Here is a 20405-nt window from a genome sequence, read left to right as displayed (position 1 = left end):
TTTGTTTCCAATTTGCGATGATCGACCACGAAATCTTCCCTTCCAAGCGCCTTGCCGCTAACGCCTCGGTAGCTTGAAAGCAAGCAATGCTCTCGGCAGGTTCAGGATACCCATCACCCCATGCAGCTCGGTTATCATTCGCACGTCCGGTCCGACATCTTCCCCTACCTGCCACGCGGCGGGAAAATGCTGGATGTGGGCGGCGGCGATGGCGCGACCGCCACTGCGGCCAAGCAGGCCGGCATTGCCGATGTGGTGGGCGTGGCCGACATGGTGGAACCCCACCCCGACGCCCAGCTGGACTTCAATTACAATGGCGACCTGACGGCGGACGGCTTCATCGAGCGTATCGGCGAGGAGCAGGGCCTGTTCGACATCGTCACGGCCTGCGACATACTGGAACACCTGGTGGACCCATGGGCCATGGTGGCGCGGCTGCACACGCTGCTGAAGCCGGGCGGCGTGTTGCTGGCCACCATCCCCAATGTCCGCCATCGCAGCGTGACCGGCCCGCTGATGATGGGCGACAAATGGACTTACCAGGACGCGGGCATCCTCGACCGGACACACCTGCGCTTCTTCGTGCGCGAGACTGCCGTTTCGCTGATGCTTTCGAGCGGGCTGCAACTGGACGAAGTCGCTGCCCTGCCCACCGGCAGCCGGATTGACAAGACGCTGATCAGGTTGCCCTTTGTGAAGGGCTTCGCAACGGCAAAGTACCTGGTCCGGGTGAAGCGGCCGGCTGACGGCTGAGCCTTCCCGCGGTCAGATGTCCCCGGCTTCGGCGAGGTCAAGGAACCGGCCGATATCGTCCGACATGAGATGCTCCCCCGCCGCTACGATCCGTTCGTGCGGCCAGTCCCACCAGCGCAGGGCCAGCAGGCGCTCTATCGTCGCATCGTCGAACCGCTTGCGGACTTCGCGGGCGGGTACGCCGCCGACGATGGCATAAGGCGCGACGTCGCGGGTCACCACGGCCCCGGTCATGACGACCGCTCCGTCGCCGATCGTCACGCCGGAGGTGATCGTGACATTGCTGGCCAGCCAGACATCGCTGCCAATGCACACATCGCCCCGGCTGACCGGATGGCCCGGAATACCGGATAACGAGGGTTCGAGGACCGAGAAGGGGTAGGTGGTTACCCAGTCCGTGCGATGCCCACCGCCCAGCAGAACCCGGCAATCTTCCGCGACGGAGCAGTAGCTGCCCATCGAGAAACGCGTCCCCTCGCCGAAGTCGATGATGTCCAGATCACCGTAACTGCCGCGACCGATATCGTATTTCGGCCAGACGGCAGCCAGCATCCTGGGCCTGGGCCTGATGCCCAGCTTGCGGGCGATGCGCAGGTGGAGTGGCTTCTTTCGCATGTCTCAGGCCCTGTTACCGCGTCTGGCCAAGCCTGCAATGCGTTCACGCGATTCCGGCGGCAAGGCCCACAGGCCGATAATGAGTGAAACGGCCCCCGCAATCACAGCCGGACCAAGCGCGCCAAGGAAGCCCGGGACCGGCTGCGATTGCAGCACCAGCACCAGTGCCACCAGCGCGGCGAATGTCAGCGCCAGCTGCCAGCCGCGCTCGATCCTGCCGGTTGCGGCGAGGTAAAGCGCAAACGTATCCACGGTATTGCGCGCCAGGTAGACCCAGGCGGCGCCTTCCAGCCCGTAACGCGGCAGGACCCACCACAGCGCCAGCAGGAAGAACGGAAGCTGGGCCAGCATCAGGAGGGCCACTGCGCGCGGCCGGTCCTGCGCCTGCAATTGCGCATAAGGCGGTTTGGCAAAGATGTTTATCCAACCCGCTATGGCCAGGATCTGCGCCAGCGGTGCGGAGCGCGATCCGATGTCGTCGCCCAGCCAGAACCGGATCAGCGGCTCCGCCAGGATGATAACACCCACCACCAACGGCGTCGCCAGAGCATAGAGCGCCGAGACCGCACCGCGCATCAGCATCCGGCTGGCATCGGCGTCCGTCACGGCCAGCCTCGGGAACAGGGCGTTGGCCAGCGAATCCGCGATCACGGCGATGCGGCGTGTGGCGTCCAGCGGGACGGCGTAGATTGTCACGGCCACTGCGCCCACCAATGCACCGATCAGGAAGCGGTCTGAAAAGACGAGCGCCATGCCGACGAGGCCCGACACGCTCACCCAGCCGCCATAGCCCAGCATGGATCGCATATCCTTCCGGTCCCAGCGGGCCAGGGCCCCGCTGCCGAACTCCTTGCGGCATGCCCGCCACAGCAGCAGTGCGGCCAGCAGCCGGGCGGCCAGCGCGGCGACGACCAGCCACACGAGCGTTGGCCCCACCAGCCAGGCCACCGCCAGCGGCATCAGCTGGAACAGCGCGGCATTGGTGATGGTGATGCGATTGGTGATGAAGAAGCGCTCTCGCCCCTGCAGCGCGCCGCTCAGGATGTTGAGCGTGGTCATCATCGGCACGGCCATGGCCATCAGCGGGACCAGCGGCAAAGCCTCCTGCCGCAGCCAAGGGTCAAGTTTCATCCCGTGGGCAAAGATATACCAGGCCGCGCCGCCCATCAGCAGTGCGCCCAGCAGGCCGATGACGAAATTGGACGCCAGCGCCGTGCCCAGCGCGCGCAGCCTGTCCTCCGGCGCGGCATCGCGCAGCGCCGCGACCCGCTGCGTGGCCGCGCGGCCGAGGCCAAGGTCCATCATCCCGAACAGGCCCAGCACCAGCCAGACGATGGCCAGCACGCCGTAACGCGCCGTACCGATCAGCCCGATATACAGCGGAATGGTCAGGAAAAAGAGCACCAGCGGCACGCCGAAGCCGGCAAGATTATAGGCAGCGTTGCGCCCGATCGTGCTCATCGCATCGCCCCTCGAAGGCCGGTTGCGAAGGCAGCGGCAATGGCCGGGCGGGTGAAGCGGCGCGCGGCCTCGCCTTGCTGCCACTCGGCCAAGGCCTGCTTCAGCGGGGCCTCGCTGGCGACCAGCGTGCGCAGTGCATCGGCAATCGCTCCGCTATCGCTCGCATCCACGCGCAGGGCGAAGGGGCAGTCGTCGAAATAGCCGTCCACCGCCGCCCCGGCGGGATAGGCAATGGGGCAGCCGGCAAACAGCGCCTCCACGAAGACGAGGCCGAAGCTTTCGCGCCTGCTCGGCATGGCGAAGCCGCTGGCTGCGTTGAAGCGCGCGGCAATCCGCGCATTATCGACCGCGCCGGCAAATTCGATGTCCGGGCCAGCCAGCGTGCGTGCAGCTTCTGCCTCCGCCTCGCTCCCGCCGCCGATCACAGTGAGGGGAACAGATGCCTGCCGCGCCGCTGCCGCCAGTGCGCCGAGGTTCTTGATGCCGGCGTTGCGCAGGTGGAAGGCGGTGACGATGCCTCCGTCCCCCGCCACCGGGGCGAGCATGTCGTCCCGCGCCATCGCACAGGGCAGCAGCGTGACGCCGCCATCGCGGGCGCCAAGGCGGCTCTCGACCGCTTTCTTGACCCAGGGCGTGAAGGGGAAGACGTGCGATGCGCCGTGATAGATGCGGGCGAGGCGGCGGCGCAGGTCGGGCCGCGCGGCCAGGATGCGCTGGTCCGTATTGCCCTGGATGCTCAGCGCGTAGGGAATACCGAGGCGGTTAGCGGCGCGGGCTACGGCGATCCCCTCGATACCCAGCTTGTGGCCCAACAGCAGGTCCGGCTTGCCGTCCTGCACACAGTGCCGCGCAATCCAGTCGCCCAACTGCTCCAGCATACGATGATGGTGCAGCCCGTGCGGTGGAGCCGTGTAGCTGATCGGCAGGACACGGTCTTCGGCCGTCCCGGCGCGCACTTCGAGACGCGGGTAGAGCCACTTGGTCACGGGCGGGGAATGCCGGTTTAAGGAGATGACGCGGTGGTCGAAATCATCGCGCGTCAGATGCAGCAGTGTGCGGATTACCGGCGTCTTTGCAGGCGCGATCGGATCGGGAAAATCCCCGCTTACGTGCAGGATGTGCGGTTTGCCCCGCACGCCGATCCTATCGGCCATCGGCACGTTCGAATGTCAGCACGGGCAGCGTGCCATCCCGCGCGCCCGGCCCCAGCGTCAGGGACAGGGTCTGCGTCTCGCACCCGGCAGGGACGGACAGGGGCGTGCGCGGCTGCAACAGCTCGATGGCGGGCGGAAAGGCATTTCCGCAGGCGAAGGCATAACGCCAGTCACCCACGATCTCGCCATCGGCCCTCAGCACCCAGCGGCCCGCTGGCAGGACCGTGCGGATGCTGGCAGGCCGCGCGTCCATGCTCCTGGTGCGGACAAGGCGGGAGCCTTCACCCGCGCCATCCACCCGGAAGCCAGCGGGTATCCGCCAGCCGAAGGGGCCCGGATGCATGCGCTTCTCCGCGCCCGGCCAGCCCGGCATGACGGCGCCGCCATTGGCAATCCGGTGCAGCGCGTAAGCAAGTCCGATGCGCGAATCCTCGACGAGGTCGGTCTGCAATTCGATCTGCATCTGGCGGCCCGGCATCGCGCCTGCCGCCTGTCTGGCGCGGAAGATGTCTTGAAGCGATCCATCGTCCAGCGACACGCCGTGATAGGCCAGGAACCTGTCGCCCCAGCGCGATGACCGGGAGAGGGCATCGACCAGCGCAGCCTTCAGCGCCGGGCTCTTCGACGCGTCGTCGAGCAGACGCCGGGAATTTTCCGCGACAGCGTAATCGCGCCGCAGCGGGGAGGAGGCGTGCTCAAGCGCCATTCCCGCATCCCCGCGGGCAAGCGCCATCTCATACAGGCCCTGCTGCGCGGCATTGTCGCGCCAGCCCAGGTCAGCGGCGCTGGCAAGCAATTGCGCCTGCCGCTCTCCATCAAACTTTTCCGCAAGGAAGGTAAGCGCGGCGGGAAGCAGGGGAGAACGGGCGAGACCGTCCGTGATGACGGCCTCGTCCTGCCCCGCATCCTGTCGCAGCAGGGCATAGCGCGCCGTGGTCGTCGCCTGGAACGGGATATCCGCCGCAGCGGGCGCGCCGCGCCGGGCCAGCGCCGATCCGCCGAGGTCCACCAGGACGGTGGCCACGACCGTCAGGGCAAGACCTATCGCGAGTGCGGTGCGCATGTCCGGCCGTGGCTCCTTCGCTTGCTGGCCGCCCTTGGCAAGGCGACCGAATGGGCGGCGTCCCTACTCCTGGCCGCGGTTACCGTAGGAATAGGAATAGTAGTAATAATAGTCCTCGTCGCCGGCCTTCGCCTGGTCATACTTGGTCAGGACGAAGCCTGCCATGTTGGCGCCGCTTTCGCGCAGGCGACGCACAGCCTGGCGCGCCTGGCCGGTCTTGATACGGCCGGCTTCCAGCACCAGCAGCGTGTGATCGACGAGGCCGGACAGGACCGGCGCATCGGCCAGGCCCATCACCGGTGCGGAATCGACGATGACCACATCATACTTGGCCTGCAGCTGCTCGAGGAAATCCCTCAGGACATCGCTGGCCAGCAGCTGCGCCGGGTTGGGCGGCAGCGTGCCGAGCGGGATGAAATCGAGCCCGGTTTGCGGCAGCGACTGCGTGACATCGGCAATCGACGCCTCGTTCATCAGCGCATCGACGAAGCCCTTGTCCGCGGAGACGCCCAGCGACTTGTGCAGCTGCGGCTTGCGGAAATCGGCATCGATCAGCAGCGTGCGGCGGCCGATGCGGGCAAAGTCGCGGGCCAGAGCCACAGATGTGGTCGACTTGCCTTCTGCCGGGCGGCAGGACGTGACCTGGATCGACTTCTTCTGCTTCCCGCCCGTGGCGAAATCGACAGAGGAGCGGATCGCGAAATAGGCCTCGTTGATGTCCGAATGCATGTCGTCCATCTCTTCCGAGCTGACGTCCGCCAGATATGGCGTCGACCCTAGCAACGGCAGGGCGAGCTTTTTTTCGGCATCCTGCGGCGAGTACAGCGTATCGTCGAAGGCTTCGCGAACGATGGCAAGGCCACCGCCGACGAACAGGCCCAGCATCAGCGACATGAGCATGTTGCGCAGCAGGTTGGGCGAGGTCATGACCCCTGCCGGATCGGCCTGGTCGAGGATGCGGATGTTGTTGGCGGCCGTATCGCTGGTGCGGTTCAGGATGCCCAGGCGGCGCTGCAGTTCTGCCAGCGTCTCGCGCATTGTCTGCGCTTCCCGGTTCAGCAGGTTGAACTCCACGCGGCGGCCCTGCTCTTCAAGGGTATCATCGGCATATTGCGCACGCGCAGCGCCCAGCTGGCGCTCCTGCTCGCGCGCGGTCAGATATTCCTGGCGGATGGATTCGCGCAGCTTCGACCCCGCCTCTGCAAGCTGGGATTCCACGGCATCGAGGCGCGCCTGCGCCTGCATCACTTCAGGGGCGGCATCGACATAACGCTGGCGAAGCTGGTCAAGCTCTCCCTGCGCGGCGGCACGCTGGGCCAGCAGGCCCTGGATTACCGTGCTGTCACGCGCTTGCGGCAGGCTGAGCGGATCGACTCGGCGGGCGGCATTCCAGCGCTGTTCGGCAAGGATGCGATCCTGCTGCGCCTGCACATAGCCGGAATTGATCTGCGAAAGGCTGGCAGTGGTGATCGAAGTGTTGGGCGCAGGGCCAGCCTCGCTGCCACCATCGGCAATACCGCCATCGGCATCGACCAGACCGTTGTTGCGGGCATAGACCAGCGCCTTGCGCTCGGTTTCCTGGAGCTTCGCCTGCCCTTCGGCGATCTGGCGCTGCAGCAGGCCGCGCGCATAGGCATTGGTATCGGATTCCGCCCGCACGTTTTCCGCGACGTAGGATGCGGCGTAACCATTGACAATCTGCGAGGCGAGGATCGGATCGGCGGTGGTAAAGCCGATCGTGCCCACGCGGGAGTTGATCTCGAACTCCATCGTCACATTGTTCTGAAGAACCTGCGCGGCCAGCATGCGGCGCGCTGTTTCGGCCTCGCCCTCGCCCAGCGCGGCCGGCATTTCGTCGAGGCCGTAGATGGCCAGGAACCGCTCGTTACCGGCAAGGCCCAGCACATCGACCACGACAAGCGCGAGGTTACGGCTCTCGATGATCTTGCGCTGTGTTTCGAGATAACGCTGCGTCTCAGCGGCAGCGATGCCGCGCGTGAACTGCGGATCGCCGTTCACGTTGAGGCTTTCATTCTCCACCACGACGGTGGCCTGCGAGGTGTATTGCGGCGTTGCCAGCAGCGTGAAGATCAGGCCCGCGATCAGCGCCACAGCCGTAAGCACGATGACGAGCGATTTCTGGCGCCACAGCATGCTGCGCAGCTGCGCCAGGCTCAGCCCGCCATCCTGCGGGGCAGGCTCACCTTCATTGGCAAGCGGCGCGCCGGAAGGCGGGGATTTGATGAAGCGATCCGCGATGGAGCCGCTGTCGGAAGATACTGCGCTATCGGCCACGAACAAGCTCCGGCACTAAATGGCGTTGAAGACGTACAGCACCGGCAGTGCCTCGAGGATTCGCTGGAAGGTCTTGGCCGATCCGGACTCGCCGATCACGACCTTGTCGCCCGGCAGGACGATGGGGTCGACCATCTGGCCGGAACGGATCTGGCTGAGATCGAAGCGCGCTGCCATCGGCTGACCATCGACCTCTCGGAAGATCACGACCTGGTCCAGCTTGGCATATTCGCTGGGCCCGCGGCCCATTGCCACTGCGCCGAGCAGGGTCGTCTCCGGCGTGATGGGGAACATGCCCGGCTGTGTCACGGCGCCTTCCACGGTGATCATGCGCGGCCCCGTTTCCAGAACGTTCACGGCCACGCTGGGATCGCGCAGATATGTGCGGCGAAGCACGTCTTCGATCGTGCCGGCAATCTGCGCGGGCGTGCGGCCGCTGGCGTAAACCAGTCCGACGCCGGGTGCCATGAAGGACCCGTCCTCGCCAACGCGGACCTGCGCCAGCGAAAGGCCGGGTTCCCCGCGCACATTGATGCTCAACACATCGCGCGGCTGGACGGCATATTGCGGCGAATCCGGCGCGGTGGCGCTGAAGTCTGATGCGGCGACGCCAGCAGGCAGCGCGGAGGCCACCGGCCCGCTCTGAACTTCCGGCGTGCCCTTTGCACATGCGCCAAGGAGGAGGGCCGCTGCGCCGGCGACAAGCGCCCCGCGCATGGCGTTACCCGTGTTTCGAAACATAATTCCCGTCCGACCAAATGATTTGCCAAGGCTCTAACTGCGGGGGTTGCACAAGGCAAGCAGTCCAGGGGCTGAACGGGCGCGTATCAGGCGCTTTCGTCCGACGCCGGCCTGGCGGACGCCGTGAGCAGGCCCAGCGCGGCCGCCAGGATGCTGGCCACGGCAATCGTGCGCGTGGGATAATCGACGAAGGAATGCGCGCAGAGCAGAACCACCGGCATGGCGAACAGGCCTGTCACCAGCCAGCTTTCACCATCCGCCAGTGCGCGGCGCAGCGCATTGGCAAACCACAGCAGGAAAGCGACGAGCAGCGCGATGGCGGGAAGGCCGCCTTCGATGGCAAGTTCGAGGTAATCGTTATGTGCGTGATTGCTGTAAAGCGGGCCGACCATCTCCAGCGGCTCGTGCCGTTCGTAAAGCTCGCGGAAGGAACCAAAGCCAGCACCGGCCGGGAAATAGGTTTTCGCCATTTCGGCGGAGACGTCCCAGATCTCGTACCGCGCATCCGTGGCAAGCGAGGCGCGCTGGGTCGCCCCGGCCAGCGCACCTGCTGTGACATTGCGCTGCTCCCCGCCGTCATTCCCGCCGACCAGTGAGGTGATGAGCAGACCTGCAGCCACGGCCGAAACCAGCAGGCCCGCGCCGACGGCCACGCCGGTCCGCAGGCTGGCGCCGAAGCGGTCCAGCGCGAAGGCACCTGCCCCCAGCAAGGCAAAGATGGCGATCAGCACCAGTGCGGCGCGCGAGCTGGTCAGAAGCGCGCCAATGATGGCGATACAGGCCACGATGAAGGCCATCAGCAGGCGATTGCCCCGGCCTGCAAAGCTGCCCGAGCGGGCAGAAAGCAGGAATGCACAGGCCACGCTGCCCGCCACCAGCATCATCGCCGCCATGTGGTTGTGGTTGGAAAAGAAGCCCGCGCCGTAATCGTCGCGCCCTTCGCGAAACACGAAGATGCCGTCCGTGGTGACCTGCACCAGCTGGATCACGAAGCCGATTGCCATGGCCAGCAGGATGCCGCGGATGATGGCCGCCCTGCGTCCTGCATCGCCGAAGCGCATGGCGAGATAGGCGATCAGCGGCGGAAAGAGGAAAAACAGTGTCCGCGGCGTATCATCCGGGTCGAGCGACAGCGGCCGGGCAATCGGCCCGCCGAAGACGGCCGCATCCAGCTGTTGCAGCCACTCGCGCCCGGGCAGCGATGCAGACCATCCCGCAGGCAGCGGTATCGCCTGCAGCACAACCAGACCGGCAGCGAGCGACCAGAATAGCGCCGGTGCGCCCATGTCCCGCAAGCCGAAGCGGCCCGCGCGGACCAAGAACACCATCATCACGGCAGCGATGAAGACGCACCATGCGCGCATGCCGGGATACAGTTCGCTCGTCCCGCCCAGCAGCAGGATCAATGCAATGCCGATGCTCCAGCCCCAGCCGCGCGCGGAAACCATGCTGGCCAGCGGTCCGCCACTGGCCATGTTGACCTGTCCGGTCGATCTCCTATGGCCGGGGCGATCCGGATCCCGGCTGATGGCGTGAGGCATGGCAAGCATTCCAGACTATATCGGCAGCGCGCTTTATGCGGGCTGCGCACTCGTGGCACTACTTCCCGTATGGGACAAGGTTCGCCAGGGCCATCCGCGCAAGGCGGGCTGGCTGATGGTGGCCGCCTTCCTGCTGGCACTCGTCCCGTTGCGCCTGCTGGGGGCGGAGGAACTGGCGCGCGATTCGCTGCGCGCCATCGTGCAGACGGATTACGATTATTCCGCCCGCGGGGCGCTGCAGGGGCCGATTGCCGCCGCGCTGCTGGCGCTCGCCACGCTGGTCGCAGGCTTCATGGTCCTGTGGCGCGGCATGGATTTGCGCCGCCCGGTAAACCTGGCGATCGCGGGCGTGTTCTGCATGGCGGGCCTCTGGACGCTGCGCATCCTGTCGTTCCACCCGCTGGACCGGATATTCTATTCCGGCGTCGCGGGGCTACGCTTTCATTACCTGCTGGAACTAGCCTGCCTGGGCGCGGTGATTGCCGGGGTCTTCCTTTACTTCCGCAAGCCGAAGCCGCGAAGGGGTGAGCGGCGGTATCGCTAAGCGGGCAGGCGTTACTCGGCCGCCTGCGCTTCGTGCTCGACGAATTCCAGCGTGGCGAGGAAGCGTTCGGCATCCAGCGCCGCCATGCAGCCCGTGCCGGCAGCGGTCACCGCCTGGCGATAGGTGTGGTCCATCACGTCACCGCAGGCGAAAACGCCAGGGACATTGGTTTTCGGCGTGCCGGGTGCGACGATGAGGTATCCGCCATCGTCCATCTCCAGCTTGCCCTTGAACAGCTCGGTCGAGGGTGCGTGGCCGATGGCAACGAAGGCGCCTTCGCAGGCAAATTCGCTCATCTCGCCCGTCACGGTGTCGGCCAGCTGCAGGCCCGTCAGCCCGCCATCAGCCGGATCGCCGAGGAACTTTTCGACCCGCTTGTTCCACAGGGTGGAAATCTTGGGATGCGCCATCAGGCGGTCCTGCAGGATCTTCTCGGCGCGCAGCTCGTCGCGCCGGTGGATCAGCGTCACATCGTCGGAATGATTTGTAAGGTATAGCGCCTCTTCAACGGCGGTGTTGCCGCCGCCGATCACGACCACCTTCTTGCCGCGATAGAAGAAGCCGTCGCAGGTCGCGCAGGCGGACACGCCCTTGCCGCCCAGCTCTTCTTCGCCCGGCACGCCCAGCCACTTGGCCTGCGCGCCGGTGCTGATCACCAGCACATCGCCCAGATATTCGTTGCCGCTGTCGCCGACTGCACGAAAGGGCGTGCCGTTCTCGATATCGACCTCGACGATGGTGTCCCACATCATCCGCGTGCCGACGTGCTCTGCCTGCTTCGTCATCTGCTCCATCAGCCAGGGCCCCTGGATCACATCGGCAAAGCCGGGGTAATTCTCCACGTCCGTGGTGATGGTCAGCTGGCCGCCGGGCTGCAGGCCCTGCACCACGATCGGCTCCATCCCGGCGCGCGCGCCATAGATGGCGGCAGACAGGCCGGCGGGGCCTGAGCCGATGATGAGCATGCGGGTCTTGTGGGTTGCCATGGTAACTCTGCCGTTAGGGAATCGCTTGGCCCGTTAGGTAGGGCGCGCAGGCGCTTGCTGCAATCACGCCGGGCCGGTTTTCCCGCACCCGCAGAAAGGCTGCGCCTCAGAACCCGTAGCGTAGCCCGATCCAGACGGTGCGCGGCACGCCAAGGTCCACGGATCCGCCCTGGTTGCGGGTCACGATATCCTCGTCCAGCAGGTTTTCCCCGCGCGCGACCACGCTGAACCCAGCGCCCAGCGGCACCTGCGCAAAGGCATCGAGCGTGGTGGCGGCAGGCAGCACATCGCTCTGCTGGTCATCCTCGAACTGCTTGCCGACATGGCGCAGCGTCAGCGCCAGCCGCGTGTCGGCGCCCGGCACCCAGGCGATCGTCGCGCTGGCAGCAAACTGCGGGACCTGCGGCGGGCGATTGCCATCGAGCGGTGCAGCAAACCCGCTGCCCTGCACCTTGGCATCAGTATAGGCCGCGCTGGCATCGAGGCGGAATGCGCCGCGTTCCACCTTCGCGCCGGCTTCAATCCCGCGCGCCTCGATGGCATCGAGGTTGCGGCGCTGGCGGACATTGGGCGCCAGCGTGACATTGGCGATGGCGCCTTCCACGCGGTTGTCGAAGGCTGTCAGGGAAAAGGCGATGCCCGGCGCTGCCTGCCAGTCCGCGCCGATCTCGAATCCTTCAAGCCGCTCATTCTCCAGCGCCGCATTGGCATTGGTGACGACGGGGAAGACCACGAAGGGCCGGTAAAGCTCGTTCAGCGTTGGAAGGCGCAGCCCGCGATATGTTGCCGCGCGCAGCCGCAGCTGAGCACTCGCATCGTACATCACGCCCGCGCGCCAGCTCGTCTCCCAGCCCTTTCGCGTGGCGAAGCGGTCGTCGGTCAGCAGCGTGCCGCCGGCATCCTCCTCGCGGAAGTATCCGTCTGCGATCGTGTAGCGGTCGAAGCGGACGCCGCCCGTCAGGACCAGCCGGCCGATGGTCCAGTCATCTTCCACGAACAGGCCAAGATTGCCGTTGCGCCCGCCCGCGAACCGCCGGCCCGTCAGATTGCCGGAGAAAGCGGAATAGCGGTCTTCCGACAGATCGCCCTGGCTGCGGCGATAATCGACGCCCACGCGCAGCGCATGGTCAGCGCCCACCGGCGGGCGCACTTCCAGTTTTCCGCCCAGGCCGGTGGAAGGCGTGTCCTTCTGGTCCAGCACACGGGTGAAACGGCTGGAGGAAATCACGACATTGGTGAAATTGCGCCACTGGCCATAGCCCACGGCCTCGAACTGCCATGCGCCTGTGCCGACAAGGCGGATGCTGGCATCGCGGCCTTCGCTGGATGAATCCGCCCCGTCGAAACGCAGCGTGCGCTGGTCGTCCCATGCCGCGCCGCGCAGGTGCAGCGTCAGATCGCTGCCGAGCGGCTGGACCAGCCGGCCCGACAGGTTCCAGCTCTCATACTGCGCACGCGCGCTCGCAGGCACGCGCTGGGTATCCGGCGCCGTGAAGAAGCCTTTCCCCCGATCCCACCGCGCAGCCACCACGGCATAACCGCTGCCGATGCCGGGCGCGGCGGAGGCGAACAGCTCCGTCTCGCCCCGGTCGTTCACCAGCGCGGACGCGGCAAGCGGGGTCAGCGCGTCCTGCCCGGCGCTTTCCAGCTCGATCGTGCCTGCCAGCGCGCCTGCGCCAAAGGGCCCTGCCCCGCCGCCGCGCGTCACGCGGATGCGGCCCAGCGTCTCGGGCGGCGCGGCATTGAAGGGGATATAGCCGAAGAACGGGTCCGACAAAGGCACGCCGTCCAGCAGCACCTGCGCTCGGCTGGAAGCATTGCCGCCCAGCGCCCGCAGCGTCGCGCCTTGCGCCGAGGGATTGGAACTGCGGCTGTCGGAGCGGCGGAACTGCTGGAAACCCGCGACCGATGACAGCGCATCCTCCAGCCTGCCCGATCCGGTATTCGTGATCGCCTCCCGCTCCAGCACCACTGTGCCATAGGCAGGCGCAGCTGGCGTGTCTGGCAACCGCTCCGCCGTCACGATGATTTCGGTCGGCGCCAGTGTGACTTGCGTGTCCTCACTGCTGGTATCCTCGTTGGAGGACTGGGCGTGCGCAGCATTTGCATGCAGCGAATGTGCCATGGCGCACATGGTGAGGAGCATCGGGAATCTGGTCATCGCCGGGTGCGATAGACGCGCCCGAGCGGAGGCGAAAGCCTCTTGCCGGTCCCGCGCTCGCGGCAAGGAATTGACGCGCGAGAGTCTCGATTCTGGACGAAAGCCCCGCATGCCTTGCGGCCGAGGTGCGGGTTCTGCTGTATCGCTGCGGGAATTGTTGGGGACGCAGCTTTGGCAGTCATCGCGATATTCAGCGCCAAGGGCGGCGTCGGCAAGACCACGATTGCGCTCGACATGGCGTGGCAGGCGGCCGTGTCTGGCGGCAAGCGCACGCTGCTGTGGGATCTCGACCCCCAGGGCGGCGCAAGCTGGATGTTGCAGGCCGAGCCGCCATCGCATCGCGGCGCAATCAGCGTGTTCCAGCGCGATGGCAAGCCGCGCGACCATATCGTGTCCACCGGGACGGTCGGCCTCGATTGCCTTTGCGCGGATGACAGCCTGCGCAACCTTCCACTGCAGCTGGCCCGCATAGGCAACCGGCGGCGGCTGGCCACGCTGTGCAATTCGCTGCGCGGAACCTACGACCGCGTCGTGCTGGATTGCCCACCTGGCCTGAACGAGATCAGCGAGCAGATCATGGCAGCTGCGGACCTGCTGATCGTACCCATTGCCGCCTCCCCGCTATCCTCGCGCACCTTCGCGCAATTGCGCAAGGACCTGACCCGCCATCCCGGCCATCCGCCCACCCTGCCGGTGCTGACCATGTTCGATGTCAGGCGCAGGATGCACATGGCGGCTCACGAAGGCTTTGCGGCCGGTTGGCCCACCCTCCCCTCCGACGCCGCGGCAGAGCGTGCGGCCAGCGTACAGCAGGCGATTTCGGAATTCGCGCCGCGATCCCGCGCCGCGCAGGCGCTAAGCCAGTTGTATGACAAGACGGAGCGCAAGCTGCGCACCATGAAGCCGAAAGTGCGCTGACGCGGCGAGCGGCACGCAATTCTGGAATTGCCCCGCGCCGGGCGCTAAGGCGCACGGAATGTGGCGTCTTCACCAGCATCCCCTGTGTCCCTTCAGCCGCAAGGTCCGCCTTGCGCTGGGCGAGAAGGGCGTGGAATTCGACATGGTGAAGGTCGCGCCGTGGGACGCGCCCGACAGCTTCTACTCGCTCAACCCTGCCGGCCGCACGCCGGTGCTGCAGCACCGTGAGAAGAAGATTGTCCTCGCCGACAGCCAGGCCATTTGCGAATATCTGGAAGAGGTGAGCGACGAACGCCCGCTGATCCTGGGCACGGCGCTGGGCCGCGCGGAAATCCGTCGACTTGTCGCGCTGTTCGACGAGCAATTGTGGGGCGATGTCACCGGCCCGCTGATGCACGAGAAATACCGCAAGCGCGTGCATCTGCGGCAGGGCCCGGACAGCCGCGTGCTGCGATCCGCCATGCGGCTGCTGCATGAGCACATGGATTACATGGACTGGCTGATCGACAATCGCCGCTGGCTGGCGGGCGCGCAGCTTTCGCTCGCGGATTTCGCCGCCGCTGCCCAGCTCAGCGTCATCGATTACCTCGGCGGAATCGAATGGTCGGACCACAAGGGCGTGCACGAGTGGTACCGCGTGATGAAGAGCCGTCCGGCCTTCCGCGGCCTGCTGGCGGACAAGGTGGAAGGCCTGCCCCCGCCGCGCGGCTATAACGACCCCAACAGTTGAGGGCTGTCCTTCTGTTTCCTCGGTGCTGATCCCTCCGCTGCGCTGCGGGGCACCTGCGGGCGGCCGGTCGGCCTTGCGGTCGGCTTGCAGCCGCCCGAGGTGCGCCCCATATCGCCCGCAAAGGAGATTGCCATGACCGACAAGATGGACCTGACCGACGCCGAATGGCGCGAGCGCCTGACGCCCGAGCAGTACCACATCCTGCGGGAGAAGGGCACGGAACGCGCCTTCACCGGCCAGTACGAAGGCAACAAGCAGGCCGGCGAATACAAATGCGCCGCCTGCGGCCAGCCGCTGTTCGAAAGCGAGGACAAGTATGACAGCGGATCGGGCTGGCCCAGCTTCGTCGCGCCCGCCGATGGCGAAGCCGTGGACGAACACCGCGACATGAGCCACGGCATGGTTCGTACCGAAGTCACCTGTTCGCGCTGCGAAAGCCACCTTGGCCACCTGTTCCCCGATGGCCCGCGCGAACGCGGCGGCATGCGTTATTGCATCAACTCTGCCAGCCTCGATTTCGAGCCGGAAGAGGACGCATCCGGCGAATAATCGGGTGACCCGGGCGCTTGCTCGTTAACGCCATGTTACACTTGCGCTATGCAGGCAGCGATACGCACAGCGGCCCTTGCCGCATGGCGGACATGACGGGGCCCGATGGCACAGAAAAGAGGCGAACGACGCCGCAGGGCCGCAGGTAGCGGCAGCAGCGCGGCAAAGGTGGATAAGCCGGAGCGCGGTTTTGCTGCGCGCTGGATGCGCCGCCTGTTGGTGTGGGGCACGGCGCTGGCCCTGCTCGGCGCCATCGCCCTTGGCACATCGGTCTATTTCGCGGCGCAGAACCTGCCCAGCTATTCCGCGATGATGAGCAGCCAGAACGGCCAGACCATCGTCGTGCGCGCGCGCGACGGGTCGGAGATCGTCTCGCTCGGCCCCAGCTACGGCCAGTGGCTGTATGACGATGAAATCCCCACGGTGATGAAGGATGCCATCATCTCGGTGGAGGACCGCCGGTACCGCTCGCATTTCGGCGTCGACGTGCTTGGCCTGGGCCGCGCCATCTACAATTCGCTGACGGGCGGCGGGCGTATCCGCGCCACCTCCACCATCACGCAGCAGCTGGCGCGCAACGTCTTCCTCAATTCCAACCGCAGCATGGACCGCAAGGCGCGCGAAATGGTGCTGGCCATGGCGCTGGAATGGAAGTTCTCCAAGGAACAGATCCTGGAGCTGTACCTGAACAAGGTCTATTTCGGCGGCGGCGCTTACGGCATCGACTCCGCCAGCCGCAATTTCTACAGCCACTCCGCGCGCGACCTCTCGCTGGAAGAAGCCGCCATCATCGCCGGGCTGGTGAAGGCGCCCAGCCGATACTCCCCCACGGCCGATGCCGATGCCGCCGTCAGCCGCGGCAATGTGGTGCTGGGCCAGATGCGCAAATACGGCGCCCTGTCCCCGTCGGACAGCACGCGGATCGAGCCGGGCGTGGTCAATATCAAGCCCGATGGCGGCAGCAATTCGGTGCGCTATTTCACGGACTGGGCGCTGCCCCAGCTCGATATCCTGCTTAATACCGACAGTTTCGAACCGATCGAGGTCTGGACCACGATTGACCCTGACATGCAGGCCGCCGCAGTCCAGTCACTGCGGGCCAACACGCCGTCGGGCACGCAGGGGGCGCTGGTCAGCATAGAGGATGACGGGGCGATCCTGGCGCTGGTGGGCGGCACGAATTACGTCGAAAGCAATTACAACCGCGCGACCGATGCTGTGCGCCAGCCCGGATCTTCGTGGAAGCTGTTCGTCTATCTCGCCGCGCTGGAGGCCGGGTACCGGCCCGACAGCACGGTGAAGGATGTGCAGGTGACCATCGGCGACTGGTCCCCGCGCAATTCGGGCGGTGGCTATGCGGGTGAAATGGACCTGAGGTCCGCCTTTGCCTATTCCAAGAACACCGTCGCGGCACAGCTGGGGAACGAGGTCGGTTTCGGCACGGTCGCCAGCATGGCGCGGCGCTTCGGCATCACCACCCCGATCTCCGAATATCCCAGCATGGTGCTCGGCTCCTCCGAAACGCGGGTGATCGAGATGGTGCGCGCCTTTGCCGGCATCAGCGCGGGCGGATATTCGGTGGAGCCTTACGGCATCACCAAGGTGACCGGCACGAATGGCCGCGTCCTTTACGAGCGCGAGACGCCGCGCCGCTACCAGCTGGTGCCCGATTACGTCGCCGCCGGGATGACGGACCTGCTGCAGGCCGGCGTTTCCATCGGTACGGGCCGCGCGGCGCAGATCGGCCGACCCGTGGCAGGCAAGACCGGTACGACCAGCTCCAACAAGGATGGCTGGTTCGTCGGATTCTCAAGCGGTGTGACCACAGGCGTGTGGATGGGCCGCGACGATGCGAAGGCCGTGCCCGGCCTGCAGGGCGGGCGCGCACCGGCGCAGGCATTCTCGCAATTCATGCGCGTGGCGGTGAAGGATCGCCCGATCCGAGAATTCGACACCGATACCGGCCTGCCAGAATGGCAGATCGAGCCCGATGACGAATACCTCTACAACGACAGCGAGGATTATTATTTCATCGACGAGGACGGGAACCTGATCGAGCCGGTCGGCCCTGATCGCGGCGGCCGCAATCCGCTGGATCCCGATGCCGAGCCGCGCAGCGGCGGCGAAGGCCGCTCCCGCCCTGCACCTTCCCAACCGGAAGGCCCGCCCGCCGCGAGCGACGACTTCCTGGAACGGGCAATTGGCGGCGAACTCCCCGCGGACCAGCCGCCGCAGCGGCGCCGGCCCGCCCCGGCCGCCCCGCCGCCGCCCGCGCCAAGTACCGGGGACGGCCAGCGCAGGCCGCAGCCCGCTCAGCTACCCTAGACCAGGCTCCGAATAGAAAAGGGCCCCGAAGCGATCTGCTCCGGGGCCCATTTTCTTCCTGTCTGCGGATGGCCGTCAGCGCAGGCGAACGGCCTGCGAGAAGGTCGGCCCGCTGCGGTCGCGCATGCGAAGCAGCACGGCCTCGCGCCCGCGGCCCTGCGCATCGCGCACCGCTTCTTCAAGGTCTTCCACGCTGCCGACGCTGCGGCCGTTGACCGAATAGATCACGGTGCCGCGGCGGACCTGCTTGCGCGCGGCATCGCTGCTGGGATCGACCTGCGCCACGACAACACCCTTGGTGTCCGTTGGCAGGCCCAGCTGCGAGGCAAACTGCGGCGTCAGCGTCATCGCGCGAACGCCCAGCGTATTGGCCAGGAACTCACCCGATTCCTGCGGCATGTCCTGCTCGCCATCTTCTTCAGGGTTGAAGTTCTGCTGCGCCAGCTGCTCGTCGGTCGGACGGCGTCCCACGGTGGCCTGCAGCGTGCGGCGGTCACCGTCGCGCAGGATTTCCAGCGGGATGCGCGTGCCAGGTTCGATATTGGCGACAAGGAAGCTGAGCGTCTGGTCCGGCGTCACCGCCTCGCCATTGACGGACAGCACGACATCGCCGGCCTTGAGACCCGCCTTGTCGGCCGCTTCGCCCGGCTGGACCATCTGGATGAACTCGCCGCGGTCCTTCTCGATGCCGAGCGCATCGGCGAAGTCTTCCGTCACCGGCTGGATGCGCACGCCCAGGTAACCGCGCAGGATTTCCTCGCCCGCAATCAGCTTCTGGACGATCGGCTGCGCCGTGCCCGCCGGGATGGCGAAGCCGATACCCACGCTGCCGCCGGTGGGCGAGATGATGGCATTGTTAATGCCAACCACATTGCCGTGCATGTCGAACAGCGGGCCGCCCGAATTGCCGCGGTTGATGCTGGCATCGGTCTGCAGGAACCGGTCATAGGCGCCGCCGCCCGTGTTGCGCAGCACTGCGGAAACGATGCCGCTGGTCACCGTGCCGCCCAGCCCGAAGGGATTGCCGATGGCAATCACCCAGTCACCCGCACGCACGCTGTCGGAATCGCCGAACCTCACGAAGGGCAGCGACTTGCCCGCATCGATCTTCAGGACGGCCAGGTCGGACTGCGCATCGGCGCCCACCAGCTCGGCTTCGTATTCCGTACCATCGGGCATGCGGACGGTGATCGATTCCACCGTGCCGCGGCCATCCGCGGTCACGACGTGGTTGTTGGTGACCACATAGCCATCGGCGCTGATGATGAAGCCGCTGCCCAGCGACTGGCCTTCGCGCGTGGCGGGGCCCTGCTGGCCGAAGAACGGTGTGCCCATGCCCTGCACTTCGATCCGCTGGCGGGTGAAGATGTTGACGACGGCGGGCTGCAATTGCTCGGTCAGGTCGGCAAAGCTGGCAGGGGCACCGGCAACCGGCGTGATCTGGCCCTGGGCGTTCTGCGCTTCCTGCGCCCCGGCCGGATAACCGGTCATCAGGGTCAGGGCAGCGCCACCGGCAAGCAGGGCGGATGTTATGGAATAGGAATAGCGCACAGGCTTCACGTCCTTTGTGTCCTCTCTCTCGGATCGCGCACACCGTTCATCCGGCGCCGCGCGAAATCGCTCATTGGCGATATGTGTCGTCCCGGCGGGAATCCAAGCCTCTCCGGCCTGAACCCGCTTTGAATGGCCTGCGCGTCCGCACCGCCGATAGGGCGAAAGGCCTTACTGGCGGCCGCGGAACTGGCGCAGGTATTCGTTGTCCGGTGACAGGATGATGCTGCTTTCCCCGCCGCCTTCATCGAAGGTACGGCGATAGCTCTCCATGGCGCGCCAGAAATCGAAGAAGTTCGGATCCTGGTTGTAAGCATCGGCATAGATGCGCGCGGCTTCACCTTCGGCCTCGGCCCGAATGATCTGCGCATCGCGGCGGCCCTGGGCGCGAATGGTTTCGGCCTCTTCCTGCCGCTCGGAACGCATCCGGCGGAAGGCGGAATCGAGCGGCGTGCCTTCCGGCAAATCGGCGCTCTTGATCCGCACGTCCACGATCTGCACGCCGTAGCTGCGCGCTGCGCGGTCCAGCTGGGCGGTCACGTTCTGCATTGCCGTGCCGCGCTCTGCAGTCAGCAGGCTGGCAAAGCTGCGGCGGCCCAATTCCTGGCGCAGCGTCGATACCAGGATCGATTCCAGCTGCTGCGTGACCTGGTCCACCGTGCCTGCGGTTTCCACCATGGTGACCGGATTGACGACGCGGAAGCGGGCGTAAGCGTCCACCACCACGCGCTGCTGGTCGCTGGTGATCACCTGCTGTGCCGGCATGTCGAGGTTCATCACGCGCTTGTCGATGAACTGCACCCGCTCGTAAAACGGGATGCGCGCCACTATGCCGGCGCCGGTGTCACCGAATTCGACATCGGGGCGATACATGTTCGCCACGCGGTCCGGCTGGCCGGCGCGGATGATGACCGCCTGCTGCGTTTCGGGGACGACGATCAGCGTGGTCAGGCCGATGACGATTGCACCGAGTACGGCCAGCACGCTGGCGCGGTGGTTGTTCCAGATGTTTTCCATC

17 protein-coding genes are annotated in these 20405 nt (G+C 66.2%); 6 read left to right on the top strand and 11 right to left on the bottom strand.

The features are described 5' to 3' along the window. Window positions 1-120: 120 nt before the first annotated feature. Window positions 121-753, top strand: a complete 633-nt coding sequence (locus A6F65_RS04080) for a class I SAM-dependent methyltransferase (RefSeq protein ID WP_067786213.1) — start codon at window positions 121-123, stop codon at window positions 751-753. 12 nt (window positions 754-765) lie between these two features. On the opposite strand, the gene A6F65_RS13230 is transcribed toward A6F65_RS04080, so the two are convergent. The 7 genes from A6F65_RS13230 to A6F65_RS04045 form a co-directional block, all read right to left on the bottom strand. Next, entirely contained in the window at window positions 766-1368 is a 603-nt protein-coding gene (locus A6F65_RS13230; RefSeq protein WP_067786211.1) for a CatB-related O-acetyltransferase, read from the bottom strand. A 3-nt stretch (window positions 1369-1371) separates the two neighbouring features. Next, window positions 1372-2829 (bottom strand): oligosaccharide flippase family protein, encoded by a 1458-nt coding sequence (locus tag A6F65_RS04070; protein ID WP_067786209.1) that lies wholly within the window; start codon window positions 2827-2829, stop codon window positions 1372-1374. After that, entirely contained in the window at window positions 2826-3983 is a 1158-nt protein-coding gene (locus A6F65_RS04065; RefSeq protein ID WP_067786207.1) for a glycosyltransferase family 4 protein, read from the bottom strand. Before A6F65_RS04065 ends, A6F65_RS04070 begins: the two co-directional genes overlap by 4 nt. Continuing rightward, window positions 3973-5046, bottom strand: coding sequence for a hypothetical protein (locus A6F65_RS04060; RefSeq protein ID WP_067786205.1), 1074 nt, complete (start codon window positions 5044-5046; stop codon window positions 3973-3975). Before A6F65_RS04060 ends, A6F65_RS04065 begins: the two co-directional genes overlap by 11 nt. Window positions 5047-5109: 63 nt before the next feature. Next, window positions 5110-7341 (bottom strand): GumC family protein, encoded by a 2232-nt coding sequence (locus tag A6F65_RS04055; RefSeq protein ID WP_157093047.1) that lies wholly within the window; start codon window positions 7339-7341, stop codon window positions 5110-5112. A 15-nt stretch (window positions 7342-7356) separates the two neighbouring features. Continuing rightward, the gene (locus tag A6F65_RS04050; RefSeq protein ID WP_083989197.1) at window positions 7357-8082 is read right to left on the bottom strand and encodes a polysaccharide biosynthesis/export family protein; all 726 of its coding nucleotides are present in this window, start codon (window positions 8080-8082) and stop codon (window positions 7357-7359) included. 86 nt (window positions 8083-8168) lie between these two features. Then, the gene (locus tag A6F65_RS04045) at window positions 8169-9557 is read right to left on the bottom strand and encodes an O-antigen ligase family protein (protein WP_067786199.1); all 1389 of its coding nucleotides are present in this window, start codon (window positions 9555-9557) and stop codon (window positions 8169-8171) included. Between the two features lie 64 nt (window positions 9558-9621). Here A6F65_RS04045 and A6F65_RS04040 point away from each other — a divergent pair, with 64 nt between their 5' ends. Next, the gene (locus A6F65_RS04040) at window positions 9622-10167 is read left to right on the top strand and encodes a hypothetical protein (protein WP_067786197.1); all 546 of its coding nucleotides are present in this window, start codon (window positions 9622-9624) and stop codon (window positions 10165-10167) included. 11 nt (window positions 10168-10178) lie between these two features. On the opposite strand, the gene trxB is transcribed toward A6F65_RS04040, so the two are convergent. Together trxB and A6F65_RS04030 are read right to left on the bottom strand one after the other, a co-directional pair. After that, window positions 10179-11153: a thioredoxin-disulfide reductase gene (trxB, locus tag A6F65_RS04035; RefSeq protein ID WP_067786195.1), complete on the bottom strand. Its 975-nt coding sequence runs from the start codon at window positions 11151-11153 to the stop codon at window positions 10179-10181. Window positions 11154-11259: 106 nt separating this feature from the next. Continuing rightward, window positions 11260-13314, bottom strand: coding sequence for a TonB-dependent receptor (locus A6F65_RS04030; protein ID WP_067786193.1), 2055 nt, complete (start codon window positions 13312-13314; stop codon window positions 11260-11262). A gap of 171 nt (window positions 13315-13485) precedes the next feature. Here A6F65_RS04030 and A6F65_RS04025 point away from each other — a divergent pair, with 171 nt between their 5' ends. The 4 genes from A6F65_RS04025 to A6F65_RS04010 all read left to right on the top strand — a co-directional run bounded on the left by A6F65_RS04025 (window position 13486) and on the right by A6F65_RS04010 (window position 17836). Then, the gene (locus A6F65_RS04025; RefSeq protein ID WP_067786191.1) at window positions 13486-14232 is read left to right on the top strand and encodes a ParA family protein; all 747 of its coding nucleotides are present in this window, start codon (window positions 13486-13488) and stop codon (window positions 14230-14232) included. A gap of 58 nt (window positions 14233-14290) precedes the next feature. Continuing rightward, on the top strand, window positions 14291-14962 hold the full coding sequence (locus A6F65_RS04020; RefSeq protein ID WP_067786189.1) for a glutathione S-transferase family protein: 672 nt from the start codon (window positions 14291-14293) through the stop codon (window positions 14960-14962). Window positions 14963-15094: 132 nt separating this feature from the next. Next, complete coding sequence (gene msrB / locus A6F65_RS04015; protein ID WP_067789970.1) at window positions 15095-15511, top strand: peptide-methionine (R)-S-oxide reductase MsrB; 417 nt, start codon at window positions 15095-15097, stop codon at window positions 15509-15511. 105 nt (window positions 15512-15616) lie between these two features. Continuing rightward, complete coding sequence (locus tag A6F65_RS04010) at window positions 15617-17836, top strand: transglycosylase domain-containing protein (RefSeq protein ID WP_067786187.1); 2220 nt, start codon at window positions 15617-15619, stop codon at window positions 17834-17836. 75 nt (window positions 17837-17911) lie between these two features. Here A6F65_RS04010 and A6F65_RS04005 read toward each other — a convergent pair whose 3' ends face one another. Beyond that, the gene (locus A6F65_RS04005; RefSeq protein WP_067789967.1) at window positions 17912-19387 is read right to left on the bottom strand and encodes a Do family serine endopeptidase; all 1476 of its coding nucleotides are present in this window, start codon (window positions 19385-19387) and stop codon (window positions 17912-17914) included. 171 nt (window positions 19388-19558) lie between these two features. Continuing rightward, window positions 19559-20404, bottom strand: coding sequence for a protease modulator HflC (hflC, locus tag A6F65_RS04000; protein ID WP_067786185.1), 846 nt, complete (start codon window positions 20402-20404; stop codon window positions 19559-19561). Between the last annotated feature and the right edge of the window lies 1 nt (window position 20405).

It is taken from the genome of Paraurantiacibacter namhicola (assembly GCF_001687545.1).
Lineage (GTDB): Bacteria > Pseudomonadota > Alphaproteobacteria > Sphingomonadales > Sphingomonadaceae > Paraurantiacibacter > Paraurantiacibacter namhicola.
This window is presented reverse-complemented; position numbering and strand designations above follow the sequence as displayed.

Excerpts from the sequence above, each read along its gene's own strand:
- hflC (WP_067786185.1), bottom strand. The coding sequence starts at position 20,404 with ATGGAAAACATCTGGAACAACCACCGCGCCAGCGTGCTGGCCGTACTC.
- A6F65_RS04065 (WP_067786207.1), bottom strand. The coding sequence starts at position 3,983 with ATGGCCGATAGGATCGGCGTGCGGGGCAAACCGCACATCCTGCACGTA.
- A6F65_RS13230 (WP_067786211.1), bottom strand. The coding sequence starts at position 1,368 with ATGCGAAAGAAGCCACTCCACCTGCGCATCGCCCGCAAGCTGGGCATC.
- A6F65_RS04080 (WP_067786213.1), top strand. The coding sequence starts at position 121 with ATGCAGCTCGGTTATCATTCGCACGTCCGGTCCGACATCTTCCCCTAC.
- A6F65_RS04070 (WP_067786209.1), bottom strand. The coding sequence starts at position 2,829 with ATGAGCACGATCGGGCGCAACGCTGCCTATAATCTTGCCGGCTTCGGC.
- A6F65_RS04060 (WP_067786205.1), bottom strand. The coding sequence starts at position 5,046 with ATGCGCACCGCACTCGCGATAGGTCTTGCCCTGACGGTCGTGGCCACC.
- A6F65_RS04040 (WP_067786197.1), top strand. The coding sequence starts at position 9,622 with ATGGCAAGCATTCCAGACTATATCGGCAGCGCGCTTTATGCGGGCTGC.
- A6F65_RS04030 (WP_067786193.1), bottom strand. The coding sequence starts at position 13,314 with ATGACCAGATTCCCGATGCTCCTCACCATGTGCGCCATGGCACATTCG.
- A6F65_RS04045 (WP_067786199.1), bottom strand. The coding sequence starts at position 9,557 with ATGGCCAGTGGCGGACCGCTGGCCAGCATGGTTTCCGCGCGCGGCTGG.
- A6F65_RS04010 (WP_067786187.1), top strand. The coding sequence starts at position 15,617 with ATGGCACAGAAAAGAGGCGAACGACGCCGCAGGGCCGCAGGTAGCGGC.
- A6F65_RS04050 (WP_083989197.1), bottom strand. The coding sequence starts at position 8,082 with ATGTTTCGAAACACGGGTAACGCCATGCGCGGGGCGCTTGTCGCCGGC.
- A6F65_RS04020 (WP_067786189.1), top strand. The coding sequence starts at position 14,291 with ATGTGGCGTCTTCACCAGCATCCCCTGTGTCCCTTCAGCCGCAAGGTC.
- trxB (WP_067786195.1), bottom strand. The coding sequence starts at position 11,153 with ATGGCAACCCACAAGACCCGCATGCTCATCATCGGCTCAGGCCCCGCC.
- msrB (WP_067789970.1), top strand. The coding sequence starts at position 15,095 with ATGACCGACAAGATGGACCTGACCGACGCCGAATGGCGCGAGCGCCTG.